Consider the following 17715-nt stretch of genomic DNA (forward strand, 5'->3'; position numbering starts at 1 on the left):
TTCGTTGAATCACCCTTATTTTCGCCTGGTTTAATTGACTTTATACTACCCAGTCGTAAAAAACCTACACCTGTCAGGGGTGGGGGAGTGGGCGATCGAACTCCTGCCGCCGGAGCTCGCCCGCGACGGTCGGTTGCTGCTAAATTAGAAAATATACCTAAAAGTCAATGATAAAAATAAAATATCCCAGAGAAGTTCTTGGTTGAGAATTTGTCTTGCTCAAGACCCCCCGTGCCCGTATAGTTTGTTTGGAATGGATGTTGCCGTGATATTAATGCCGTCAGAAACTTCGCTTACCCAGTCAAACCCGTTGATTTTAGACAGTTTGCCAGACTTGTCGCCCTCCGATGGGGGATGTCCCCGCCGAGCCAGATTGCAAATTGACTTGATGTTGCTGGCGATCGAAGCCTTGTATCTCGGAGGTGCTGAAGAAATGCTGGCAGTGTCAAAGGACCTGGAATTGGAATCAATTATCAAAAATCGGGTTGCCCTTTGGCTGATGCGTAATACTAACCCGCTGAGACGCTACGCCCAGCGCCGCTCCCTTACGATGGTGGAGGCAAAAGCGCTGGTGGCGATCGCCTGTAATATGGCGCGCAAGTTAACCGCCACAATTCGGCAGTTGCTGCTAGACTCGCAGCAGTTGCGATCGAAAAATAGCCCCCTCAACCAGAACCAGCCGCTGGCCGAGTATTTAGAACGCTTTCGAGCTCACTTTCGATCGCGCATGAACCCCAAGCGATCGCTAGTTGCAGCTTACGATTCCGACGACAAGCTCAACGAACTAGCTTTGAACTTGTTGAGCAAACTGCTATTTTGTACAGGCACTGCCGGAATGCAGCGCTTCTGGGTTAGCCTGTTTGATGGAGAAGTTGAATAAAAAATGACTATTAGGCGTCAGTACAGTCTGCCAAATTGCACCCTAGTTCTAGAAGGGTTGAGCGATGGATCGGCAGCCAGCCAGTTAGATATACGGCCGGTGCTTTCCATACTAATGAGCGCTGAATGCTATGTGAAAGGTCTCGGTGAGCCCCTAAGTGGGGGACGAGACTTTTTTGAAAGCTTGGTGAGGGCCGTCAGCAGCTACGCTCAAGAATTTATGAGCGGAGTGCATTATCCCGATCGCTACGGCCCGAATGTGGGTATGGTGCAGTTGCACAGAATTGACGGGAATTTGCACCGATTGACCGTTCTACCCGCCTCCACAGGCAGCGCCACCCAAATCGATCAAAAAACAGAACTGTCGGCAAAAGTTGATTTGACGACGGTACAGCTATTTGACTTGGTAGAGGCGATCGATCAGTTTTTTGCAGACACGCAGACGCTGCCGGAATTGTCGCTGCAATTAACCCCAATTTCCAGGCGTTACGTCAAGTCTGCCGAACCTTTGGCGAAGCGGAGTTTGCCTGCTGTCGTGGGGGTGTCGAGTTTGGCTTTGGCTGCGATGGCGTTTTTCTTGGTGCCGGTGCCGGAAGTCCAGCGCCAGAGAGATCCGGTGCCGCAGCCCAATCCAGCAGGCCAGAATCAGGGGACGGCGAATCCGGGCGGATCGGGTTCGCCTAATCCCAATCCCACGCCCCCTGCTGACGGTTTGCTGCCTGGGACTCAAACTCCGAACGCTGAATCGCTTTCGCCGACTCCGATCCCCGCGCCGCAGCCGGACGCTTCACCGTTGGCCACACCGCAGTCGAGCACTTCGCCGGAAAGCACGCCCACTCCTGTTGCTGAAGGTTTGGCAAGCCCAGAGGTGGCAGCCGTGCCAATTACAGATCCAGGGGAAATTGATTTGTTGAGGGGCAAACTTTCCCAGCAAATTGACGGAGTTGTGAAGGATAAGCCTCCGGTTGATGCGGAGTTGGTTTATCGGGTGAGTGTGGCCCCAGACGGGGCGATTGTCGGTTACAAGCCGGAAAATTCTGCAGCAGTCGATCGATCCGAAACGCCGTTGTCGGAGTTGCTTTACCAACCGGTTGGCACCAGGACACCTGCGGAACCGCTGGCTGATTTCCGCGTAGTTTTGGCACCAGACGGGACTGTTCAAGTCAGTCCTTGGTAATGGTTGATTGTTGGCTGTTAACGGTTAAATGTTGACTGTTAACGGTTGACTGTTGACTGATACCAAATCCCGCTTAAATGCTCCCTCAATCTATTAGTCTGCGGAGGGAGACTTGGTTTTTTTAGTAGCGATTTCAATCGCCGAATCATCTACAAACCGATTGCTGATTCAAAGCCCTGTTGGTGCGATTGGCTCAATATTTGGGTCAAATCCTCCGACTTGATTGGTGCGAATTATCCATAAAAATGCTCCTTGTTTTAAGAAAATTTTGGCGATTTCATCTTGGGTGCGCCTGGGCAGCATTGTTCGGTAACTAATAGCAGCTTTTATTAGGTTCGCTATACCCGCAAAAAAGGTCTTTTTTAGTTCAGAATCTATCCCTGCCAATCTCGAATTCTTCCGCCAATCGGGACGAACAATACCGAGGGGCATTAATACTTTTTCTAAACTTTCTCCTAATGCTACTAGCTGGTGAAATCTTTGGGTTTGTGCGTCGGTGGGATGTGTTTTCAACCAGTCTTGAATCTGAGGATTTAACTCTATTTCGGAAGTGATTTTTTTAATTGTCGCGTAAATTGCCTGACTTGAATCTTGAACGCAAGAAGTTGCTGGGGTGACTGAACTTCCGCCGGTGCCGTCTCCGCTGCGGTAACGGGCCATCATGATATCTAGTTGCTGGTTTAATTCGGTTAAAGGCGACAAGGCGATGCCGCCAAAATCGTAGTCGCAACACACGCAGTCTAATTTACAGATGATATCGCAAACCGGGCGATCGCCCAACCAGCCGCGATGCAAGTCTCCCATGTAGCTTTGCCATTTGCTGGAACCGGCAACTATTCCGTCGGGATTGTGGGCGTAAACTTGTTTGTATTCTATGTCAAAACGCAGTTCGCTGGTAAATCGATCGCGCACTACTTTTGCTACTCCGAAAGCAAAATGTCCGGTGACAATTCCCAGGGGTTGCCGTTCGCCTTTTTTGCCGCCGATACCGCCGAAACTGTGAATCACTATCCCGATATCTCCTTCTTGCCAAGGAGAGATTGAAGCGTTTTCTGTAGCATCATTTGGGGTTAACAATACTATTTTTGCTTGCCCTTTTTGGGCTGGTGTATTTTCCCAATTTTTGCTGCTTAAATAATCGATAGATTTTTTAAGTCCGAAATGTGTTTCATCGGGGATTAATTGGGCAATTTTGCGGGGTTCGATTGCCTGCACTACAAATATACTGTCTTCGTCTCTTTCACCGTAAATGTACCAGCCGTCTGGATTTAATGGCGATTGTTCGATCAGGTGATTGGTAGACCTCGCTACGCCATTTTTGTCTGGCTGTACTTGCGGAATCCGAATGATTTCGACGGCGCCGTCAAATTGTCGAGATGTTTTGTTGAAATGCCGGACAATAAATTTGTCGCTGTCACGTTCTTTTCGCTGTAAAATTGTGACTAAGGCGCAGAAACGTCCGATAATTTGTACTGGTTCGCGATCGATCGTGAGTTCCTGGCGATCGCTGCTGCTATAATGAATCGCAATCACCGGCCGGCGTAGCATCACAGTCACGCTGTCATCGAGTCTGCTGCCTGCTAGTGTTTCTAAAGGGCCGACATTTCGCCAGCCGTTCAATCTATCTGGATGGATGTTGCCAGATTTTTGACTTTTTTGAGTTTCTTGTGTGAAGTTTATATCTTGACTGACTGCGTGGACAAAAAACTGTACTTCGCGATTTGTACTCCATTTCAAAAATGCTGTTTTGCCAATAAAATTTTTATATTTTTTGGGTGCATTTATTACTTCAAAAAACACTGTACCGTAGGGCAGCCGCTGTTCGTTTGATGGCAAAATTAAGCGCCCGTGCCAAAGAGCGATCGGCTTGTACAGATAGGCAACTGCTGCTGAATTTTCGCAGTTTCTCTCCGGCTCGACCGCTGCTGAAATATCGCTTTTGTTTCCAAAAATAGTAGCAGTTAAATTGCCGTCACTTTCTACGAATTTGGGTTCTAAAAATACCTTTTCATGGGGTAAACTATTGGCGGTTAAATTACCATTTTTTTTTGTGAACGAGCTGCCCCAAAAAACGTGATGTCTCTCCAATTTCGCCTGCAACCAATTGAGAAAAATGCGAACAAAAATAAACGCTGTTAAACCACAAACAACAGTTAAAATAATCAGCCCCAGTACCAAAATGAATTGGTTTAAAGACTGACCTGATACTAAAAAAATTGTTGGCCAGATCAAAGAAAATGCCGCCATAATATCTAAAAACGAGTTTTAGGTTCGATCCAGTCTGTGCTGGCTTGACTGCCGAAAACTAGGGGTTTGTCCTCGGTGACTGCTACCGTTTGCCCTGTCATATCCACTGCACAAAGAGGCCAAGATCGATCGCCCAAATTGCCTGCGCGGAACAGAACTTTTCCGGGACAAACTTGACTCCAACCCAACAATACAGCATGAGTGTAAAGACTGCGAGCAGGAGCAACGGTATAAGTGTAATTATCATTTTTGTCCCAAATGACACCGTAGTCGGACATATCGGAAGAGTTGAAAAGTGCTTCAAATTCGCGGGCGAGAATGCGGGAACCGTCTTGATTCCAAGAAACAGGCACTAAAATGGCGATCGTCCCTGACATATCTGTATCATCGCTAGCATACATCCCACTTTCGGCCAGCGGCGAAGCAGCCGCCACTGTTTGCAGTTCGCCGGTTTTGAGATTTTCCACAAACATGACGCTGCTAACCCGACACCGGGAGAATTCCGGCTGTACTTGCAACTCAATTCGACTGTAAGCTGCGTATTGGCCGTTAGTTGAAACTAGGGATGGACTGCGATAATAGCGGAGGCCTGTGCCGGCAGTGGAGCTCACTTTAGCATGAGTGGCAGTAATCCATTCCCAAGGAACCGGATAAGGGCTATTTAAAGGGTCAGTCATCGGTTTTTTTTCCAAAAGTTTTACCAGAAAGAATTGGTTTAAAGCCCCAAGCCTTGCAAGGAGAAATTAAAATCCGACTATTCATTACTCCAATCCTCGGACTTCCAGGTAGAGGTCGCCCTCTTGCGGTCAACTATCAACTGTCAACTATCAACTGTCAACTGTCAACTGAATGAATTATCCAACAGATTCAGGCGGGCACGCAACAGACTAGAAACCTGCTTTCTGCCTGGATGCTTCGCCACTAAACCCCAGATTTATAGCAACCGGGTTTCTTTTTTAGATTTTAGATGGGACGACAAATCTCAAATCTAAAATCGACTGGCAAAAGCGGCAAGGTCTGCTAACTTAATTTAGTTGGTAACAGAACTTAACTCAAGTCCTATTAAAATCCAATAGGTAAGATAGTATCGAAATTAATCTGGTATGTGTACCGAGAGGGAGGAAATATGACGCGATCTTTTAACCAAAAACCTTCAATCCCCCCCACTCGCGTCTCCAAGTCGCGGGGAAAAGGTTTGCTTGTACTGTCGCTGATTTTTCGACTGCTGCTGCTGGGGGTGGGCAGCGGTTTTGCGTGGGTTTTGGGGATGGCGATCGCTCAAATTTATCCGTCAGGCGCGACTGAAATGCCGCTGGCAGAGAGATTGCTGCGTGTAACTCAAAATTTGACCTCCAGCCCAAAACGCGCTCCAGCAACGCCAATTCCGGCGCTGCCGCCACCAACGGCTACACCGACTCCCCAGTCAAAAGTCAGTCCTGCCCAGAGAGAGAAATTGCAGTCGGATTTGAGGCAGTTGCAGGGCGAACTCAACGCGCTGATTGGTCGCACGGCGGCTTTGGAGAGTCAGTTGGGCAGCAGCCGCCCGACGGAAACTTTGGAAAAGCGTTTGCAGTTGATGTCGCGGGAATTGGCAGGGCCGGAAACGGCGGCAAGTGTTGCGCCTGCTTTACCGGCGATCGGCAGCAGCCCCAGTCTGAACCCTGAAACGGTGAATACTACCCCACAGAATGCCAATAATCCAGTGTTTGGGGGGGATGGGCTAATGGTGACTCTGCCCAGCGATGTTTTGTTTGATACTGGCAGCATTTCTTTGCGCGCGGGAACTAATGCGATTTTGGACAATTTGGTGGCGGAGTTGAGCAATCACGAGGGGGCAACTGTGCGGGTTGCGGGCCACACTGACGACGCGGGGGAAGCGGCGGATAATCGCAATGTGTCGTTTGCGCGGGCTCAGGCGGTGGTGCAGTATTTGTCTGGTGTGCTCGGTCAGAAGTATCATTGGGTGGCGATCGGCTATGGGGAAAGTCGCCCTTCGGTGGATAATAGTTCGGATACTAATCGGCAGCGCAACCGCCGCATTGAGGTGGCAATTAGTCCTTAGTCAGCGGATTTGTGGATACTAGATTTATTGCATGAATCTTCGATCGATAGTCAACCGCAGATGTAAGGCAGATAAACACGGATAAACGCAGATAATTTCCACAGAGGAGAGCGAATGCTTGCAATTGGAGTCTAGTGTGTTGAATTCTCAAGGCGTAAGCTGCTGTCACGCCGAAGGTGTCAGAGGTGGCAAGTCAGAATTATTTTTAGACCGATCTATTGCTTCTCGATGTTCGCTCCTAAGTTTCGGTTTTAAATACAAGTTCTCTATCAAAGCTGCCACTCCTGCAAACCAAGGTGGCACAATTACAGCTCCAATAATTCCTAATACTTGAACGCCTCCCAAGACAGACAGCAATTGGTATAAAGGATGCACGCCAACCGAGGAACCAACCAGCAAAGGATCGAGGACGTAAGTTTCTAAATTCTGGATGATTACAAATAACAGTAATACCCACAAAAGTACCCAGCCACCTTTCGCTAAAGCTACGATTAATGCGGGTACTGCTCCTAACACGGGGCCGATGAAGGGAATCAAGTTGGTAACACCGGCGATCGCACCTAAGCCTAAAGCAAATTCCGGCATTCCCAAAATGCTCAAACCTGTGGTAATAAATATCCCTAAAATGCCCGAAACTAATACTCGCCCGCGAATATAGCTTCCCATTCTTTCACCAATTGGCGCCACTTGTGCGGCTAATCTTGCGTCCCAAGGTTTTGGGAAAAACTGCACCAAACTTTTGATTAATGTGTCGCTGTCGGCAACCATGTAACCTGAAATAAATAATGCTAAAACTAAGCTGAAGAAACCGCCGAGAATACCTCTGGTTAAACTGTACGATCGCAAAACCAGTTGTTGACTCGATCGAATCAACCAATTAGTCAGCGATTGAGTGTCCACCAGACCCACCAAGGTTGGGGCGTCGTCGCTCAACCTACTCAATACATTAGTTGCCACAGTTCTCAAACTTTCGACATAAACTGGTAGCTGCCGTAGCAGTAACTCTATTTGTTCGATTACTGTGGGCCCGATTAACACTACCGTCCCGCTAAATCCGCCGATGAGAGTTAAATAAACCATAATCACTGCTAGCCAGCGGGGAACACGCATCGTTTGGGCCCAATTCACGATCGGGACGATCGAAGCAGCCAGCACAACTGATATCATCAGAATTACTAGCAGGCTCCGCAATTGCCACAGGAGCACTAGCAGCAAGGACGATGCTACAATTAGCAGCAAGTTAGGTAAAGAAATAGTTATCCGCTGTTCTGACATGATTATTCTGACAAAATTGAGTAATGATATTGTTGTCGATCGTGTCACTCTCTATTTTATGATAAACGATATGATATAAATAATATAATTAAGATTATGAATTCGCTATTAAAACCCGTTGAATCGATCGGCAGTTGCCGTGACGACTTGCGCGAGTTTCCTGAAGATGTCCAGCAAATTGTGGGTTTTGCTTTGTACCGCGCTCAACTGGGTAAAAAGCATCCTGATGCTAAACCGCTTAAAGGATTTAAAGGTGCTGGCGTTCTAGAAATTGTTGAGAATTTTGATGGAGACACTTACCGAGCGGTATACACCGTAAAATTTGAAGGAATAGTCTATGTTCTTCATGCTTTTCAAAAAAAATCCAAGCAGGGAATTGCTACCACCAAGCAAGATACAGATTTGATTGAATCTCGACTTAAGCGTGCCAAAGAACACTACAAAAAATATTTAGAACAGCAATAATTGGAGGAACAAAATGACTGAAGAAATAAAAGTGCATTCCAGTAGTGGAAATATTTTTGCTGATTTAGGGCTACCCAATCCAGAGGAATTACTGATTAAGGCAGAACTAGCTCATCAGATTAGTGAATTAATTTCGGAACGCCAACTAACGCAGAACCAAGCAGCAAAGCTATTAGGAATCGATGAACCTACACTCTCAGCATTGATGCGCGGTAAATTATCCGAGTTCTCTACGGAACGCCTATTTCGTTTTCTCAACGCACTCGGCAGCAACGTAGAGATTCGGATTGCCCACTCGCCACCAAATGTTCAAGCTAAAACTCACATTGTCGTTGCATCATAAGTAAACAAACAAGTAAAAAATTAAAAGATTAATATGCAATCACCACCTTCAAATCAAGATTTGTCAACAATTTCGTCTATAAAATCACCAACGCTGTTTTACGAATGGCAAAACTATCGCTGTGCTTATGATGTTTATCAGCCAACTACTGCGACAGAAGATAGCATCCCTTTGTTATTAATTCATCCGATAGGAGTTGGTTTGTCAAGAATCTTTTGGCATAGATTTTGTGAGAGTTGGTACAAAGCAGGGAACACTAATCCAATTTACAATCCCGACCTTTTGGGCTGCGGCGATTGCGAAATGCCCGCTGTGGCTTGCTATCCTGACGATTGGGCGGCACAGTTGCAGTATTTCTTGGAAACTGTAGTCAAAAAACCTGCGATCGTCCTCGTACAAGGTGCTTTACTGTCTGTAGGCTTGGCTTTAGCAAAAAAGCAGCAGGAAAGCGGCTCAAATTTAATTCGCGGCTTAGTCCTCGCGGGGCCTCCAGCTTGGGCGGTGATGAACAAACATTCGACAGAAAGACAGCAAAGAATTGTCTGGAATTTGTTAAATTCTCCCTTGGGAAACGCTTTTTACCGCTACGCCAGACGCGCTGAGTTTTTGCGGTCTTTTTCTGTGAAACAACTGTTTGGCGATGCTGCTAAAGTTGACAGCGAATGGTTGGATGCTTTGCAGGCTGGGGCGGCCAATCCTGACAGCCGTCACGCGGTTTTCTCGTTTTTAGCGGGGTTTTGGCGCCAGGATTACAGTAGCACGATTCAAAAGTTCGATCGACCTGCACTCATTGTGATGGGAGAAAAAGCCTCCAGCATCAGTCAAGAGGGTAAGGAAGAAAAACCAGATGAAAGATTAACGCAATATTTAGCCCATTTTCCCAATGCGGAAGGTTTATTAATGCCGGGGCGCAATGTTTTGCCCTACGAATCAACTGCAGAATTTGTCGCGGCGGTTGCGGAGTTTGTCAAGGGGAGTTTTTAACCGCAGATGTCAGCAGATTAACACAGATGAACGCGGATGGAATTTCATCTGCGTTCATCGGCGTTCATCTGCGGTTAAAAAAATCTAAATTTCAACTTCGATGCCAAATTGTTGTACCATCCTTTTGATCGATCAGAGTAATTCCCTTATCCTTAAGTTCGTTGCGAATTCTATCGCCCTCAGCAAAATCTCTCGCTTTCCGGGCATCTTTCCGCTGCTGAATCATCGCCTCAATCTCCCCATCACTCAAACCGTCAACAGCATCATTGCTGTCACTTTCCGGCTGAACTTCTAAACCCAAAACCCCCGCCAAACTCACCAAAGTTACCCATTTTTGCTGCAACAAGTCCGGCGAAGTTTCTGTTTTGCCTTGATGCACTAAAACATTGCCTTCTTTGCCCAATTCCTTAGCCAATTCAAACAAAACAGTCAAAGCGCCGGGAGTATTGAAATCATTGTCCATCGCTAATTGGAATTCCTGCACAGCTTTGCTATCCTGTCCTGTTTTCTCAACGTCCCAATTCAGTTGAGAAGCGTATCGCAGCCCAAACAGCAAACCTTCATTGATCGTATTCCAGCCATTTCGAGCATTAGCGATCGCCTCTTCGGTAAAATCTATTTGACTGCGGTACTGCGCCATAAACACAAACAGCCTCACCGCCATCGGTTCTACCGCTTTTGCATTCTCGCTTCCTTCCTTCTTGCTCCCCCCCTTACCAAGGGGGGGCTGGGGGGGGTTAGATTCCAAATCGCCCGACCAATTCCCCTCCAACAAATCGCGAATTGTAATAAAATTGTGCAAAGATTTCGACATCTTTTTGCCATTGACAGTCACAAAAGCATTGTGCATCCAATAATTAGCAAGTGACTTGCCAGTCGCCGCTTCAGATTGAGCAATTTCATTCTCATGGTGGGGGAAAGTTAAATCCGAACCGCCACAGTGAATGTCAATAGTTTCTCCCAAGCAATCGCGCACCATTGCCGAACATTCGATGTGCCATCCGGGGCGGCCTTTTCCCCAAGATGAATCCCAAGCAGGTTCTCCCGGTTTAGCGCTTTTCCACAGGGCAAAATCAGAGGAATCTTGCTTTTTTTGAGCTTCTATTTCTGCGGTTTCCAATCTACCGCTAGCCCCGGCTTGCATTTCTTCCAACTTGCGGCCGGAAAGTTTTCCGTAATCGGGAAATTGCCTCACGTTGTAGTAAACGTCGCCGCCGGAAGCATAGGCATAACCTTTATTTTCTAATTCGTGAATCAGCCGTTTAATGCCGTCCATTGTATGGGTGGCGCGGGGATATTCATCGGCCCTGAGAATATTTAGCTTGTCCATATCTACGAAATATTCATCGATGAAGCGTTCCGCCACGGCTTCCATTGTTGAATTTGTTTCGCGGGCGCGGTTGAGAATTTTGTCGTCAATATCTGTAAAATTCTGCACGTAGCGGACATCGTATCCCCGCCACATCAGATAACGGCGCACCATGTCCCAAACAATGTAAGCGCGGGCGTGGCCGACGTGGCAGTAATCGTATACCGTAACGCCGCAGCAATACATCCGCACCTTTCCTGGTTCGATGGGTTCAAAAGGTGATTCGCGACGGGTCAAGCTGTTGTAAAGCGTTAGAGTCATTCGATTTTAGATTTTAGATTTTAGATTTTAGATTTTACAAGATTTAGGCAGAACCTCTATGTCTTTAGATTTTAGATTTTAGATTTTAGATTTTAGATTTTAGATTTTACAAGATTTAGGCAGAACCTCTATGTCTGGGGTGTGCAGTGCCCACCTTATCTGTATCAATAGCGCGTCAAACCCTTTTTGCGTCCAGGACTTTTGGTTTGTAGTTGCGATCGCCCGTTAACGAAGCTTGCAGAAGAAGATCGCCCAACTGCCAGCCTAGGATATTTGGTACTAAATTTCCTCTATCCATAGTACCGCCCCAGCCGACTCAATCTCACATCTAATTTATGTCAGGAAATCTTGACAATTGTTTCGGAGACGATCCCCACCAGCGCCGTATTGTCAAAATTCCCTGACATATTGATCCCCAAATGCCTGAAAATGCGTATAAGTACCCAGGATTGAGGCAAAAGACCCCTTGACCGGATCGCAAGTTGTCTGCAACATTAAGTCATGACAAAGCGATCCCAAAGAAATGCTTCGATTAAGCCGAGGCAGCTCTGGGAGTCGAATAGCGCGTGTGCTGCCAGCACAGCGTTGCTAGCAGCACCGATCGCACTCACAAAATAGATCTTGTCAATCAAGAATCGACAGAAAAGTTTTATTTAGCTCGGACGGTGCGCGCAGAAGCCAAGAAGTCACAACCCCCGATCGCATGGGGAAAAGACAAGCTAAAAACAAGCAAGGCTTCAAAGGTTGGAGAGATTTGGAAGCTCGATAATATGTAGATTTAAAAGAGTTTCTAACTCAAAAAGTCAACACATTTGTGTTGGAAGAAAAAAATCTAACCCGCCATCCTAAATTAGTGGAGAACCAACTCATGGCAAAAGAACGCCCACCATTAGAAGAGATGACTTTGCGACAACTCCGCAGAGTTGCTAGCGAATGTGGAGTCTCTCGCTACAGCCGGATGCGGAAATCGCAACTCCTGGCATCAATTCAAGAAATTCAGCGCACCAAATTTTCATACAGCCCATCTCGCAAACTAGAGGCACAAGAAGCAGTGGAAGCAGCAAAGTTTGAACTCGGCCAAGAAGATAGAACAGGTGGTTCTTTGTCGTCTGTAGATGAAGGTTTAGCAGATTTGCCCAACGGCTACGGCGAAAGCCGGGTGGTGTTAATGCCCCGCGACCCAGAATGGGCCTACACTTACTGGGACATTCCCAACGATCGCAAAGAAGAATTGCGCCGCCAAGGAGGACAGCAACTCGCCCTGCGGATCTACGACGTTACAGATGTTAACCTCGACATTCAAAGCCCGCACAGCATTCAAGAATATCCCTGCGACGAACTGGCGCGGGAATGGTATGTGCCAATCCCCGTGAGCGATCGGGATTACGCGATCGACATCGGGTACCGCTGTGCAGACGGCCGCTGGTTGATATTAGCTCGATCGGCCGAAGTCCGCGTTCCTCCCGTCTATCCCAGCGACTGGATTGAAGATCAATTCATCACCCTCGATTGGGAAGAAGAATTGCAGGGCAAAACCTTCGCGGAACTGGTTCCTCCGGCCAAGAAACTCGCACAAGCAGTCAATGGCGGTGGTTACAGCACCAGCAACGCCATCTACGAACAAATCTTCGGCATGGCAGAATCAGCAGAATCCCTGCGGGTAGCGGGTTCTATCTTCGGTTCCATGCAGCACGTCGCCGGTTCCGTCCAGCAAGTCGGCATCCACGAACAAGCTCTCAGTTCCTACGTCTTCCCCTCCGGCGTCGGAATGTGGGCGGCTCCCACCATGTCCGGCCTCACCGCGTCGGGTGTCGGTATGTCCGGCCTCACCGCGTCGGGTGTCGGTATGTCCGGCCTCACCATGTCGGGTGTCGGTATGTCCGGCCTCACTATGTCCGGTTTCGGTATGTCGGGTGTCGGTATGTCGGGAGTTGGCTTCGCCGCCCCGATGCGCCCCCGCCAGTTCTGGTTAGTTGCTGATGCCGAACTGATCGTCTACGGGGCCACCGAACCAGACGCTACCGTCTACGTAGGCGGACAGCCGATTAAACTCAATGCTGACGGCACTTTCCGCTTCCAGATGTCCTTCCAAGACGGCTTAATCGATTATCCGATTTTTGCAGTAGCAGCAGACGGCGAACAAAACCGCGCCATCCACTTGAAATTCAACCGCGAAACCCCAGAACGGCGCACCAATACCAAGCAGGATGCTGTTGTTGAATGGTTGGGCTAATCCCAAAGGTCGATCGATCTGCGATCGTGCAGGTTTGTGCCAATTTTTTAACCATCACAAGGCATAGCCTGAGCCGATCGTGATTTGTTAAGGTTAATCCCAGACAACAACCCATAACACCCCCTATACACCGTTCTCCTGTTTTGAGGAGCGGTGTTTTTTGTGTTTAGAAGGAAGAAGTTCGGCAACGGATTGTGTAACGGATGTAACGGATGTAACGGATGTAAAGGATAGAAGGAAGAAGGAAGAAAAAAGAAGGAAGAATTATTTATTTAAATGTTCTCAATAGACTTGAATTTCATAAATCTTTGATTGAAGGATTAACTGCAGATTACAGGCAGATAAACGCAGATAAACGCAGATAATCTCAAGATAGTTGACTATTTTTGTAATAGGTCTAATATCTATCTGTAGATAGATGTTGATTTAACTCGCCATCTAATCAGTTAAATCAAAATTTGCACTTTTCACTCAAGCATTATTAAGTAAGCTAAAGTTTACTTAAACTTTTATTGCACAAACTCGCTAAATTCAGCGAAACAAAAGAAAGCGAGTTATGAGAGAAATAAGGCGATCGCACACCCACTTCTCAAAAACAAATGCAAAAAATAAATTCCCCGCCGCAACGAAGGCAGAAGCCTCGCATTTTAGCCTTGTTCGCTGCCACATTAGCCACCGTCTTGCTTTTATTTATTCTGCCGGCACTGACTCAACAGCCAGTCGCGATCACCATGTTAATGCAAGGTCAAGACCTTGTTAACTGGAAACCCTTTGTCAAAGAATTTGAACAGAAAAACCCCAAGATTCGCATCAACCTCATAGAAGGGCCTTTCGACAGCAACCTCATTGAAAATCTTTACACATCTGCCTTTCTTTTAGGCGACTCGCCCTACGACATCATCAACATGGATATTGTCTGGGTTCCCAAATTTGCAGCAGCAGGTTGGGTAAGGGATTTGACAGACAAAATTTCGCCCGAACAACTATCAAAATTTATCCAAGGAAACGTCGAAGGCGGGCGGTATCGGGGCAAACTTTACCGAATTCCCCACGCTTCCGATGCCGGAATGCTTTATTACCGCAAAGACATTTTAGAACAAGCGAAAATTCCAGCCCCGAAAACCTTTGAAGAAATGGTAAAAATCTCTCAAAACTTGCAGAAACAGGGAAAAGCAACTTGGGGTTATCTGTGGCAAGGCAAACAATACGAGGGAGTATCTGCGATGTTTGTCGAGGTACTCTCCGGTTTCGGCGGCTTCTGGGCTAACCCTCAAACTTTTGAAGTTGGGTTAGATAAACCGGAGGCAATTAAAGCAGTGGAATTTCTCAAAAATACGATCGCCTCTGGCATTTCTCCTCCCGGTCTCACCACCTACGGCGAAGAAGAAACCAGGCTGTTGTTTCAAAACGGCAAAGCACTATTTTTGCGAAACTGGCCCTATGTTTGGAAGCTGGCAAATGCCGAAGGATCGAATGTTAGAGGCAAAATTGCGATCGAGCCAATGCTCAGCAGTACCGGTCAAACAGGCGGTTCCTGCTTGGGCGGCTGGGGCTGGGGAATTGCCAAAACCTCAAAACATCCAGAACAAGCGTGGAAAGCAATTCAGTATCTTACTAGCGAGGAAACCCAGCGTAAATTTATTATACAAACTGGTTTAGTTCCCAGTTACAAATCCCTGTTTACCAACAAAGAAATAGTCGCCAAATATCCCCACTACCCGCAACTGCTAAAAGTAGTGGAACGGTCAGCTTTGCGCCCGCCCCTGGCACAATACGCTCAAGCTTCTGATATTTTGCAGCGTTATTTGAGTTCAGCTTTTACCGGGAGAATGAGTGCAGAACAAGCAATGAAAGCAGCAGCTAGCGAAACTCGCAATTTATTAGGCAGTTTGAAACAACCAAAACCTTTGTAAAATTGACATCTTGCACATCTTTGTGGGGTGGGCTTATAGCCCGCCCGAACAGGCTTTCCGGCCTGTTCCACAAATAGTTATAAACAGGCTTTCCGGCCTGTTCCACAAATAGTTATAAACAGGCTTTCCGGCCTGTTCCACAAATAGTTATTTTTTGTGTGGGGTGGGCTTCTAGCCCGCCCTAAAGGCATAAATTAAAGGTGAACAAGATGCAATTAGACAAGATGATCCAGCGCGAACAAAAAACCGGGTGGATATTAGTAGCACCAGCTTTGATAATTCTGCTGCTAGTATTTGCTTACCCAATGTGGGGTGGGCTTATAGCCCGCCCGAACAGGCTTTCCGGCCTGTTCCACAAATAGTTATAAACAGGCTTTCCGGCCTGTTCCACAAATAGTTATAAACAGGCTTTCCGGCCTGTTCCACAAATAGTTATTTTTTGTGTGGGGTGGGCTTCTAGCCCGCCCTAAAGGCATAAATTAAAGGTGAACAAGATGCAATTAGACAAGATGATCCAGCGCGAACAAAAAACCGGGTGGATATTAGTAGCACCAGCTTTGATAATTCTGCTGCTAGTATTTGCTTACCCAATATTGCGCGCTTTTTGGCTGAGTTTATTTACCCAAAACCTCGGTACAGAATTAAAACTGGTTTTTTCCGGTTTTGCTAACTACAGTCGAATGTTAGGCGACGGGCGTTTCTGGCAAACTTTAGGCAACACCACTGTATTTACAGTCGTTTCTGTTTTGCTGGAATTAATTCTCGGTATGGGCATTGCCTTAGTCTTAAATCAATCCTTCCCAGGGCGCGGCATTGTTCGGACAATCTCCCTGCTACCTTGGGCGCTGCCCACTGCATTGATGGGAGTAGCTTGGGGGTGGATTTTTAATGACCAATACGGCGTAATTAACGACATTTTGAGGCGTTTGGGATTGATTCAAAATAGCATTAGCTGGCTGGGAGATCCGACTTTGGCAATGATGGCAGTAATTACAGCGGATGTGTGGAAAACTACGCCCTTTGTCAGCTTGCTTTTGCTAGCAGGATTGCAATCAATTCCCGGTGATTTGTACGAAGCCCACGCGATTGACGGCGCGAGTAGCTGGCAGAGTTTCCGTCAAGTTACCGTGCCCCTGCTGATGCCCCAAATTGTGATTGCTGTGCTGTTTCGATTTGCCCAATCTTTCGGCATTTTTGACTTGATTCAGGTGATGACGGGAGGGGGGCCGGCGGGGGCAACGGAGACGGTTTCTATCTACATTTACAGCACGGTAATGAGGTATTTAGACTTTGGGTACGGGGCGGCTTTGGTGGTGTGTACTTTTTTGATGTTAGTGGCAGCAGTTGCGATCGCCGCTTACCTGTTATCGAGAACCCGCATCAATTGATTTTAGATTTTAGATTTTAGATTTTAGATTTGAGGATTGTAGATTGTAGATTTTAGATTGCTGAACGGTTTAAATTTTTCCTTTCCTTGGTATAAATTATGTCGATAGCCCGCGAACAACCCACAAAAAAAACCTTTGACATCCGGCAATTAGTCTTGCCAATATCGGCGATATTAATTGTCTCCTATTTCCTCGCACCTATTATCTGGCAGGTGCTAACTTCTTTCAAAGTCAATCCAGATATTTCGGCGATTCCCAACGTCTACATTCCCAAACGAATTACTTTCGAGCATTACCTGTCGCTATTCCAGCGGCGCCCGTTTGCACTTTACATTTTAAATAGCGCTTTTGTTTCCATTACTTCAACATTGCTGTGTTTGGCTGTAGGCGCTCCTGCAGCTTACGCTTTAGCCCGGTTGCGGCTGTGGGGCGAGAGAATCATCCTGGCAACTGTGACGGTTGTAACGCTATTTCCGGCGGTGCTGCTATTTTTGGGACTGCTGGAAATTGTCAAAGCTTTGGATTTAGGCAATAATTATTTAGCCTTAATTATTCCTTACACTGCTATCAATTTGCCGCTGACAATTTTGGTAATGCGGAGTTTCTTTCAACAGTTGCCAAAAGATTTGGAAGATGCGGCTAAAGTAGACGGATACAATACTTTTCAAATGCTGTGGCAAATCGTGCTGCCGATGACATTTCCAGCTTTAGTCACAACTGGAATTTTGACGTTTATTTCAGCTTGGAACGAGTTTATTTTTGCACTGACATTTATGACTCGTGAATCTCTAAAAACAATCCCCGTTGCCACGGCTCAACTCAGCGGGGTGTCAGTATTTGAGATTCCTTACGGCCCGATCGCCGCAGCTACCGTTTTGGGAACTTTGCCCTTGGTTTTGCTGGTTTTGGTGTTCCAGCGGCGCATTGTTCAGGGTTTAACAGCGGGTGCAGTCAAGGGATAGTCAGTTGTCAGCAGTCAGTTGTAACTCACATCTTGCACCATTCTCAAGAACAGGCAAGATGCCTGTTCCACAAAGAGTAGATTTCTTGTGGAATGGGCTTCTAGCCCGTTCCTAAAAGGCTTATTGAGAATGGTGCAAGATATCAGTTGTAACAACA

At 46.9% G+C, this 17715-nt stretch carries 16 protein-coding genes; 11 read left to right on the plus strand and 5 right to left on the minus strand.

The genetic code is table 11. The annotated features are described in order from the left end of the window. Positions 1 to 253 precede the first annotated feature (253 nt). Both QUA50_RS24140 and QUA50_RS24145 read left to right on the plus strand, forming a co-directional pair. Positions 254 to 880 carry a DUF3038 domain-containing protein gene (locus QUA50_RS24140; protein ID WP_333267654.1) on the plus strand — a complete coding sequence of 209 codons (627 nt, stop codon included), beginning with the start codon at positions 254 to 256 and terminating at the stop codon, positions 878 to 880. Between the two features lie 3 nt (positions 881 to 883). Beyond that, positions 884 to 2056: a DUF4335 domain-containing protein gene (locus tag QUA50_RS24145; protein WP_333267656.1), complete on the plus strand. Its 1173-nt coding sequence runs from the start codon at positions 884 to 886 to the stop codon at positions 2054 to 2056. A 168-nt stretch (positions 2057 to 2224) separates the two neighbouring features. Here the strand turns inward: QUA50_RS24145 and QUA50_RS24150 are convergent, their stop codons facing one another. Continuing rightward, positions 2225 to 4234 (minus strand): abortive infection protein, encoded by a 2010-nt coding sequence (locus QUA50_RS24150; RefSeq protein ID WP_333298859.1) that lies wholly within the window; start codon positions 4232 to 4234, stop codon positions 2225 to 2227. A 74-nt stretch (positions 4235 to 4308) separates the two neighbouring features. Continuing rightward, entirely contained in the window at positions 4309 to 4980 is a 672-nt protein-coding gene (locus QUA50_RS24155; protein WP_190658483.1) for a hypothetical protein, read from the minus strand. Between the two features lie 449 nt (positions 4981 to 5429). Between QUA50_RS24155 and QUA50_RS24160 the strand changes: the two genes are divergently transcribed. Beyond that, positions 5430 to 6365: an OmpA family protein gene (locus QUA50_RS24160; protein WP_333267660.1), complete on the plus strand. Its 936-nt coding sequence runs from the start codon at positions 5430 to 5432 to the stop codon at positions 6363 to 6365. A 165-nt stretch (positions 6366 to 6530) separates the two neighbouring features. On the opposite strand, the gene QUA50_RS24165 is transcribed toward QUA50_RS24160, so the two are convergent. Beyond that, on the minus strand, positions 6531 to 7640 hold the full coding sequence (locus QUA50_RS24165) for an AI-2E family transporter (protein WP_333267662.1): 1110 nt from the start codon (positions 7638 to 7640) through the stop codon (positions 6531 to 6533). A 96-nt stretch (positions 7641 to 7736) separates the two neighbouring features. Between QUA50_RS24165 and QUA50_RS24170 the strand changes: the two genes are divergently transcribed. The 3 genes from QUA50_RS24170 to QUA50_RS24180 are packed head-to-tail and all read left to right on the plus strand — an operon-like array spanning position 7737 to position 9432. Continuing rightward, positions 7737 to 8105: a type II toxin-antitoxin system RelE/ParE family toxin gene (locus QUA50_RS24170; RefSeq protein WP_333267664.1), complete on the plus strand. Its 369-nt coding sequence runs from the start codon at positions 7737 to 7739 to the stop codon at positions 8103 to 8105. Positions 8106 to 8118: 13 nt separating this feature from the next. Continuing rightward, positions 8119 to 8448: a helix-turn-helix transcriptional regulator gene (locus QUA50_RS24175; RefSeq protein WP_333267666.1), complete on the plus strand. Its 330-nt coding sequence runs from the start codon at positions 8119 to 8121 to the stop codon at positions 8446 to 8448. Between the two features lie 33 nt (positions 8449 to 8481). After that, on the plus strand, positions 8482 to 9432 hold the full coding sequence (locus tag QUA50_RS24180) for an alpha/beta hydrolase (RefSeq protein WP_333267668.1): 951 nt from the start codon (positions 8482 to 8484) through the stop codon (positions 9430 to 9432). Between the two features lie 91 nt (positions 9433 to 9523). Here QUA50_RS24180 and cysS read toward each other — a convergent pair whose 3' ends face one another. Both cysS and QUA50_RS24190 read right to left on the minus strand, forming a co-directional pair. Next, complete coding sequence (gene cysS, locus QUA50_RS24185; RefSeq protein ID WP_333267670.1) at positions 9524 to 11062, minus strand: cysteine--tRNA ligase; 1539 nt, start codon at positions 11060 to 11062, stop codon at positions 9524 to 9526. A 494-nt stretch (positions 11063 to 11556) separates the two neighbouring features. Continuing rightward, positions 11557 to 11694: a hypothetical protein gene (locus tag QUA50_RS24190; protein WP_333267672.1), complete on the minus strand. Its 138-nt coding sequence runs from the start codon at positions 11692 to 11694 to the stop codon at positions 11557 to 11559. Positions 11695 to 11930: 236 nt separating this feature from the next. On the opposite strand from QUA50_RS24190, the gene QUA50_RS24195 reads away from it, so the two are divergent. From QUA50_RS24195 to QUA50_RS24215, 5 genes are all read left to right on the plus strand, one after another. After that, positions 11931 to 13295 (plus strand): DUF4912 domain-containing protein, encoded by a 1365-nt coding sequence (locus QUA50_RS24195; protein WP_333267674.1) that lies wholly within the window; start codon positions 11931 to 11933, stop codon positions 13293 to 13295. A 599-nt stretch (positions 13296 to 13894) separates the two neighbouring features. Then, a complete protein-coding gene (locus QUA50_RS24200; protein WP_333267676.1) occupies positions 13895 to 15208 on the plus strand; it encodes an ABC transporter substrate-binding protein in 1314 nt (437 codons plus the stop codon). 209 nt (positions 15209 to 15417) lie between these two features. Continuing rightward, positions 15418 to 15570, plus strand: coding sequence for a hypothetical protein (locus tag QUA50_RS24205; RefSeq protein WP_333299504.1), 153 nt, complete (start codon positions 15418 to 15420; stop codon positions 15568 to 15570). A gap of 132 nt (positions 15571 to 15702) precedes the next feature. Beyond that, positions 15703 to 16596 carry a sugar ABC transporter permease gene (locus tag QUA50_RS24210; protein WP_333267678.1) on the plus strand — a complete coding sequence of 298 codons (894 nt, stop codon included), beginning with the start codon at positions 15703 to 15705 and terminating at the stop codon, positions 16594 to 16596. A 98-nt stretch (positions 16597 to 16694) separates the two neighbouring features. Then, positions 16695 to 17558: a carbohydrate ABC transporter permease gene (locus QUA50_RS24215; protein ID WP_333267680.1), complete on the plus strand. Its 864-nt coding sequence runs from the start codon at positions 16695 to 16697 to the stop codon at positions 17556 to 17558. Positions 17559 to 17715 lie beyond the last annotated feature (157 nt).

The sequence above is a fragment of the Microcoleus sp. M2_D5 genome, assembly GCF_036701935.1.
Lineage (GTDB): Bacteria > Cyanobacteriota > Cyanobacteriia > Cyanobacteriales > Microcoleaceae > Microcoleus.

What these genes read in the sequence shown, in the direction of transcription:
- QUA50_RS24140 (WP_333267654.1), top strand. Translation starts at nt 254, where the DNA reads ATGGATGTTGCCGTGATATTAATGCCGTCAGAAACTTCGCTTACCCAG.
- QUA50_RS24145 (WP_333267656.1), top strand. Translation starts at nt 884, where the DNA reads ATGACTATTAGGCGTCAGTACAGTCTGCCAAATTGCACCCTAGTTCTA.
- QUA50_RS24155 (WP_190658483.1), bottom strand. Translation starts at nt 4,980, where the DNA reads ATGACTGACCCTTTAAATAGCCCTTATCCGGTTCCTTGGGAATGGATT.
- QUA50_RS24160 (WP_333267660.1), top strand. Translation starts at nt 5,430, where the DNA reads ATGACGCGATCTTTTAACCAAAAACCTTCAATCCCCCCCACTCGCGTC.
- QUA50_RS24165 (WP_333267662.1), bottom strand. Translation starts at nt 7,640, where the DNA reads ATGTCAGAACAGCGGATAACTATTTCTTTACCTAACTTGCTGCTAATT.
- QUA50_RS24170 (WP_333267664.1), top strand. Translation starts at nt 7,737, where the DNA reads ATGAATTCGCTATTAAAACCCGTTGAATCGATCGGCAGTTGCCGTGAC.
- QUA50_RS24175 (WP_333267666.1), top strand. Translation starts at nt 8,119, where the DNA reads ATGACTGAAGAAATAAAAGTGCATTCCAGTAGTGGAAATATTTTTGCT.
- QUA50_RS24180 (WP_333267668.1), top strand. Translation starts at nt 8,482, where the DNA reads ATGCAATCACCACCTTCAAATCAAGATTTGTCAACAATTTCGTCTATA.
- cysS (WP_333267670.1), bottom strand. Translation starts at nt 11,062, where the DNA reads ATGACTCTAACGCTTTACAACAGCTTGACCCGTCGCGAATCACCTTTT.
- QUA50_RS24195 (WP_333267674.1), top strand. Translation starts at nt 11,931, where the DNA reads ATGGCAAAAGAACGCCCACCATTAGAAGAGATGACTTTGCGACAACTC.
- QUA50_RS24200 (WP_333267676.1), top strand. Translation starts at nt 13,895, where the DNA reads ATGCAAAAAATAAATTCCCCGCCGCAACGAAGGCAGAAGCCTCGCATT.
- QUA50_RS24205 (WP_333299504.1), top strand. Translation starts at nt 15,418, where the DNA reads ATGCAATTAGACAAGATGATCCAGCGCGAACAAAAAACCGGGTGGATA.
- QUA50_RS24210 (WP_333267678.1), top strand. Translation starts at nt 15,703, where the DNA reads ATGCAATTAGACAAGATGATCCAGCGCGAACAAAAAACCGGGTGGATA.
- QUA50_RS24215 (WP_333267680.1), top strand. Translation starts at nt 16,695, where the DNA reads ATGTCGATAGCCCGCGAACAACCCACAAAAAAAACCTTTGACATCCGG.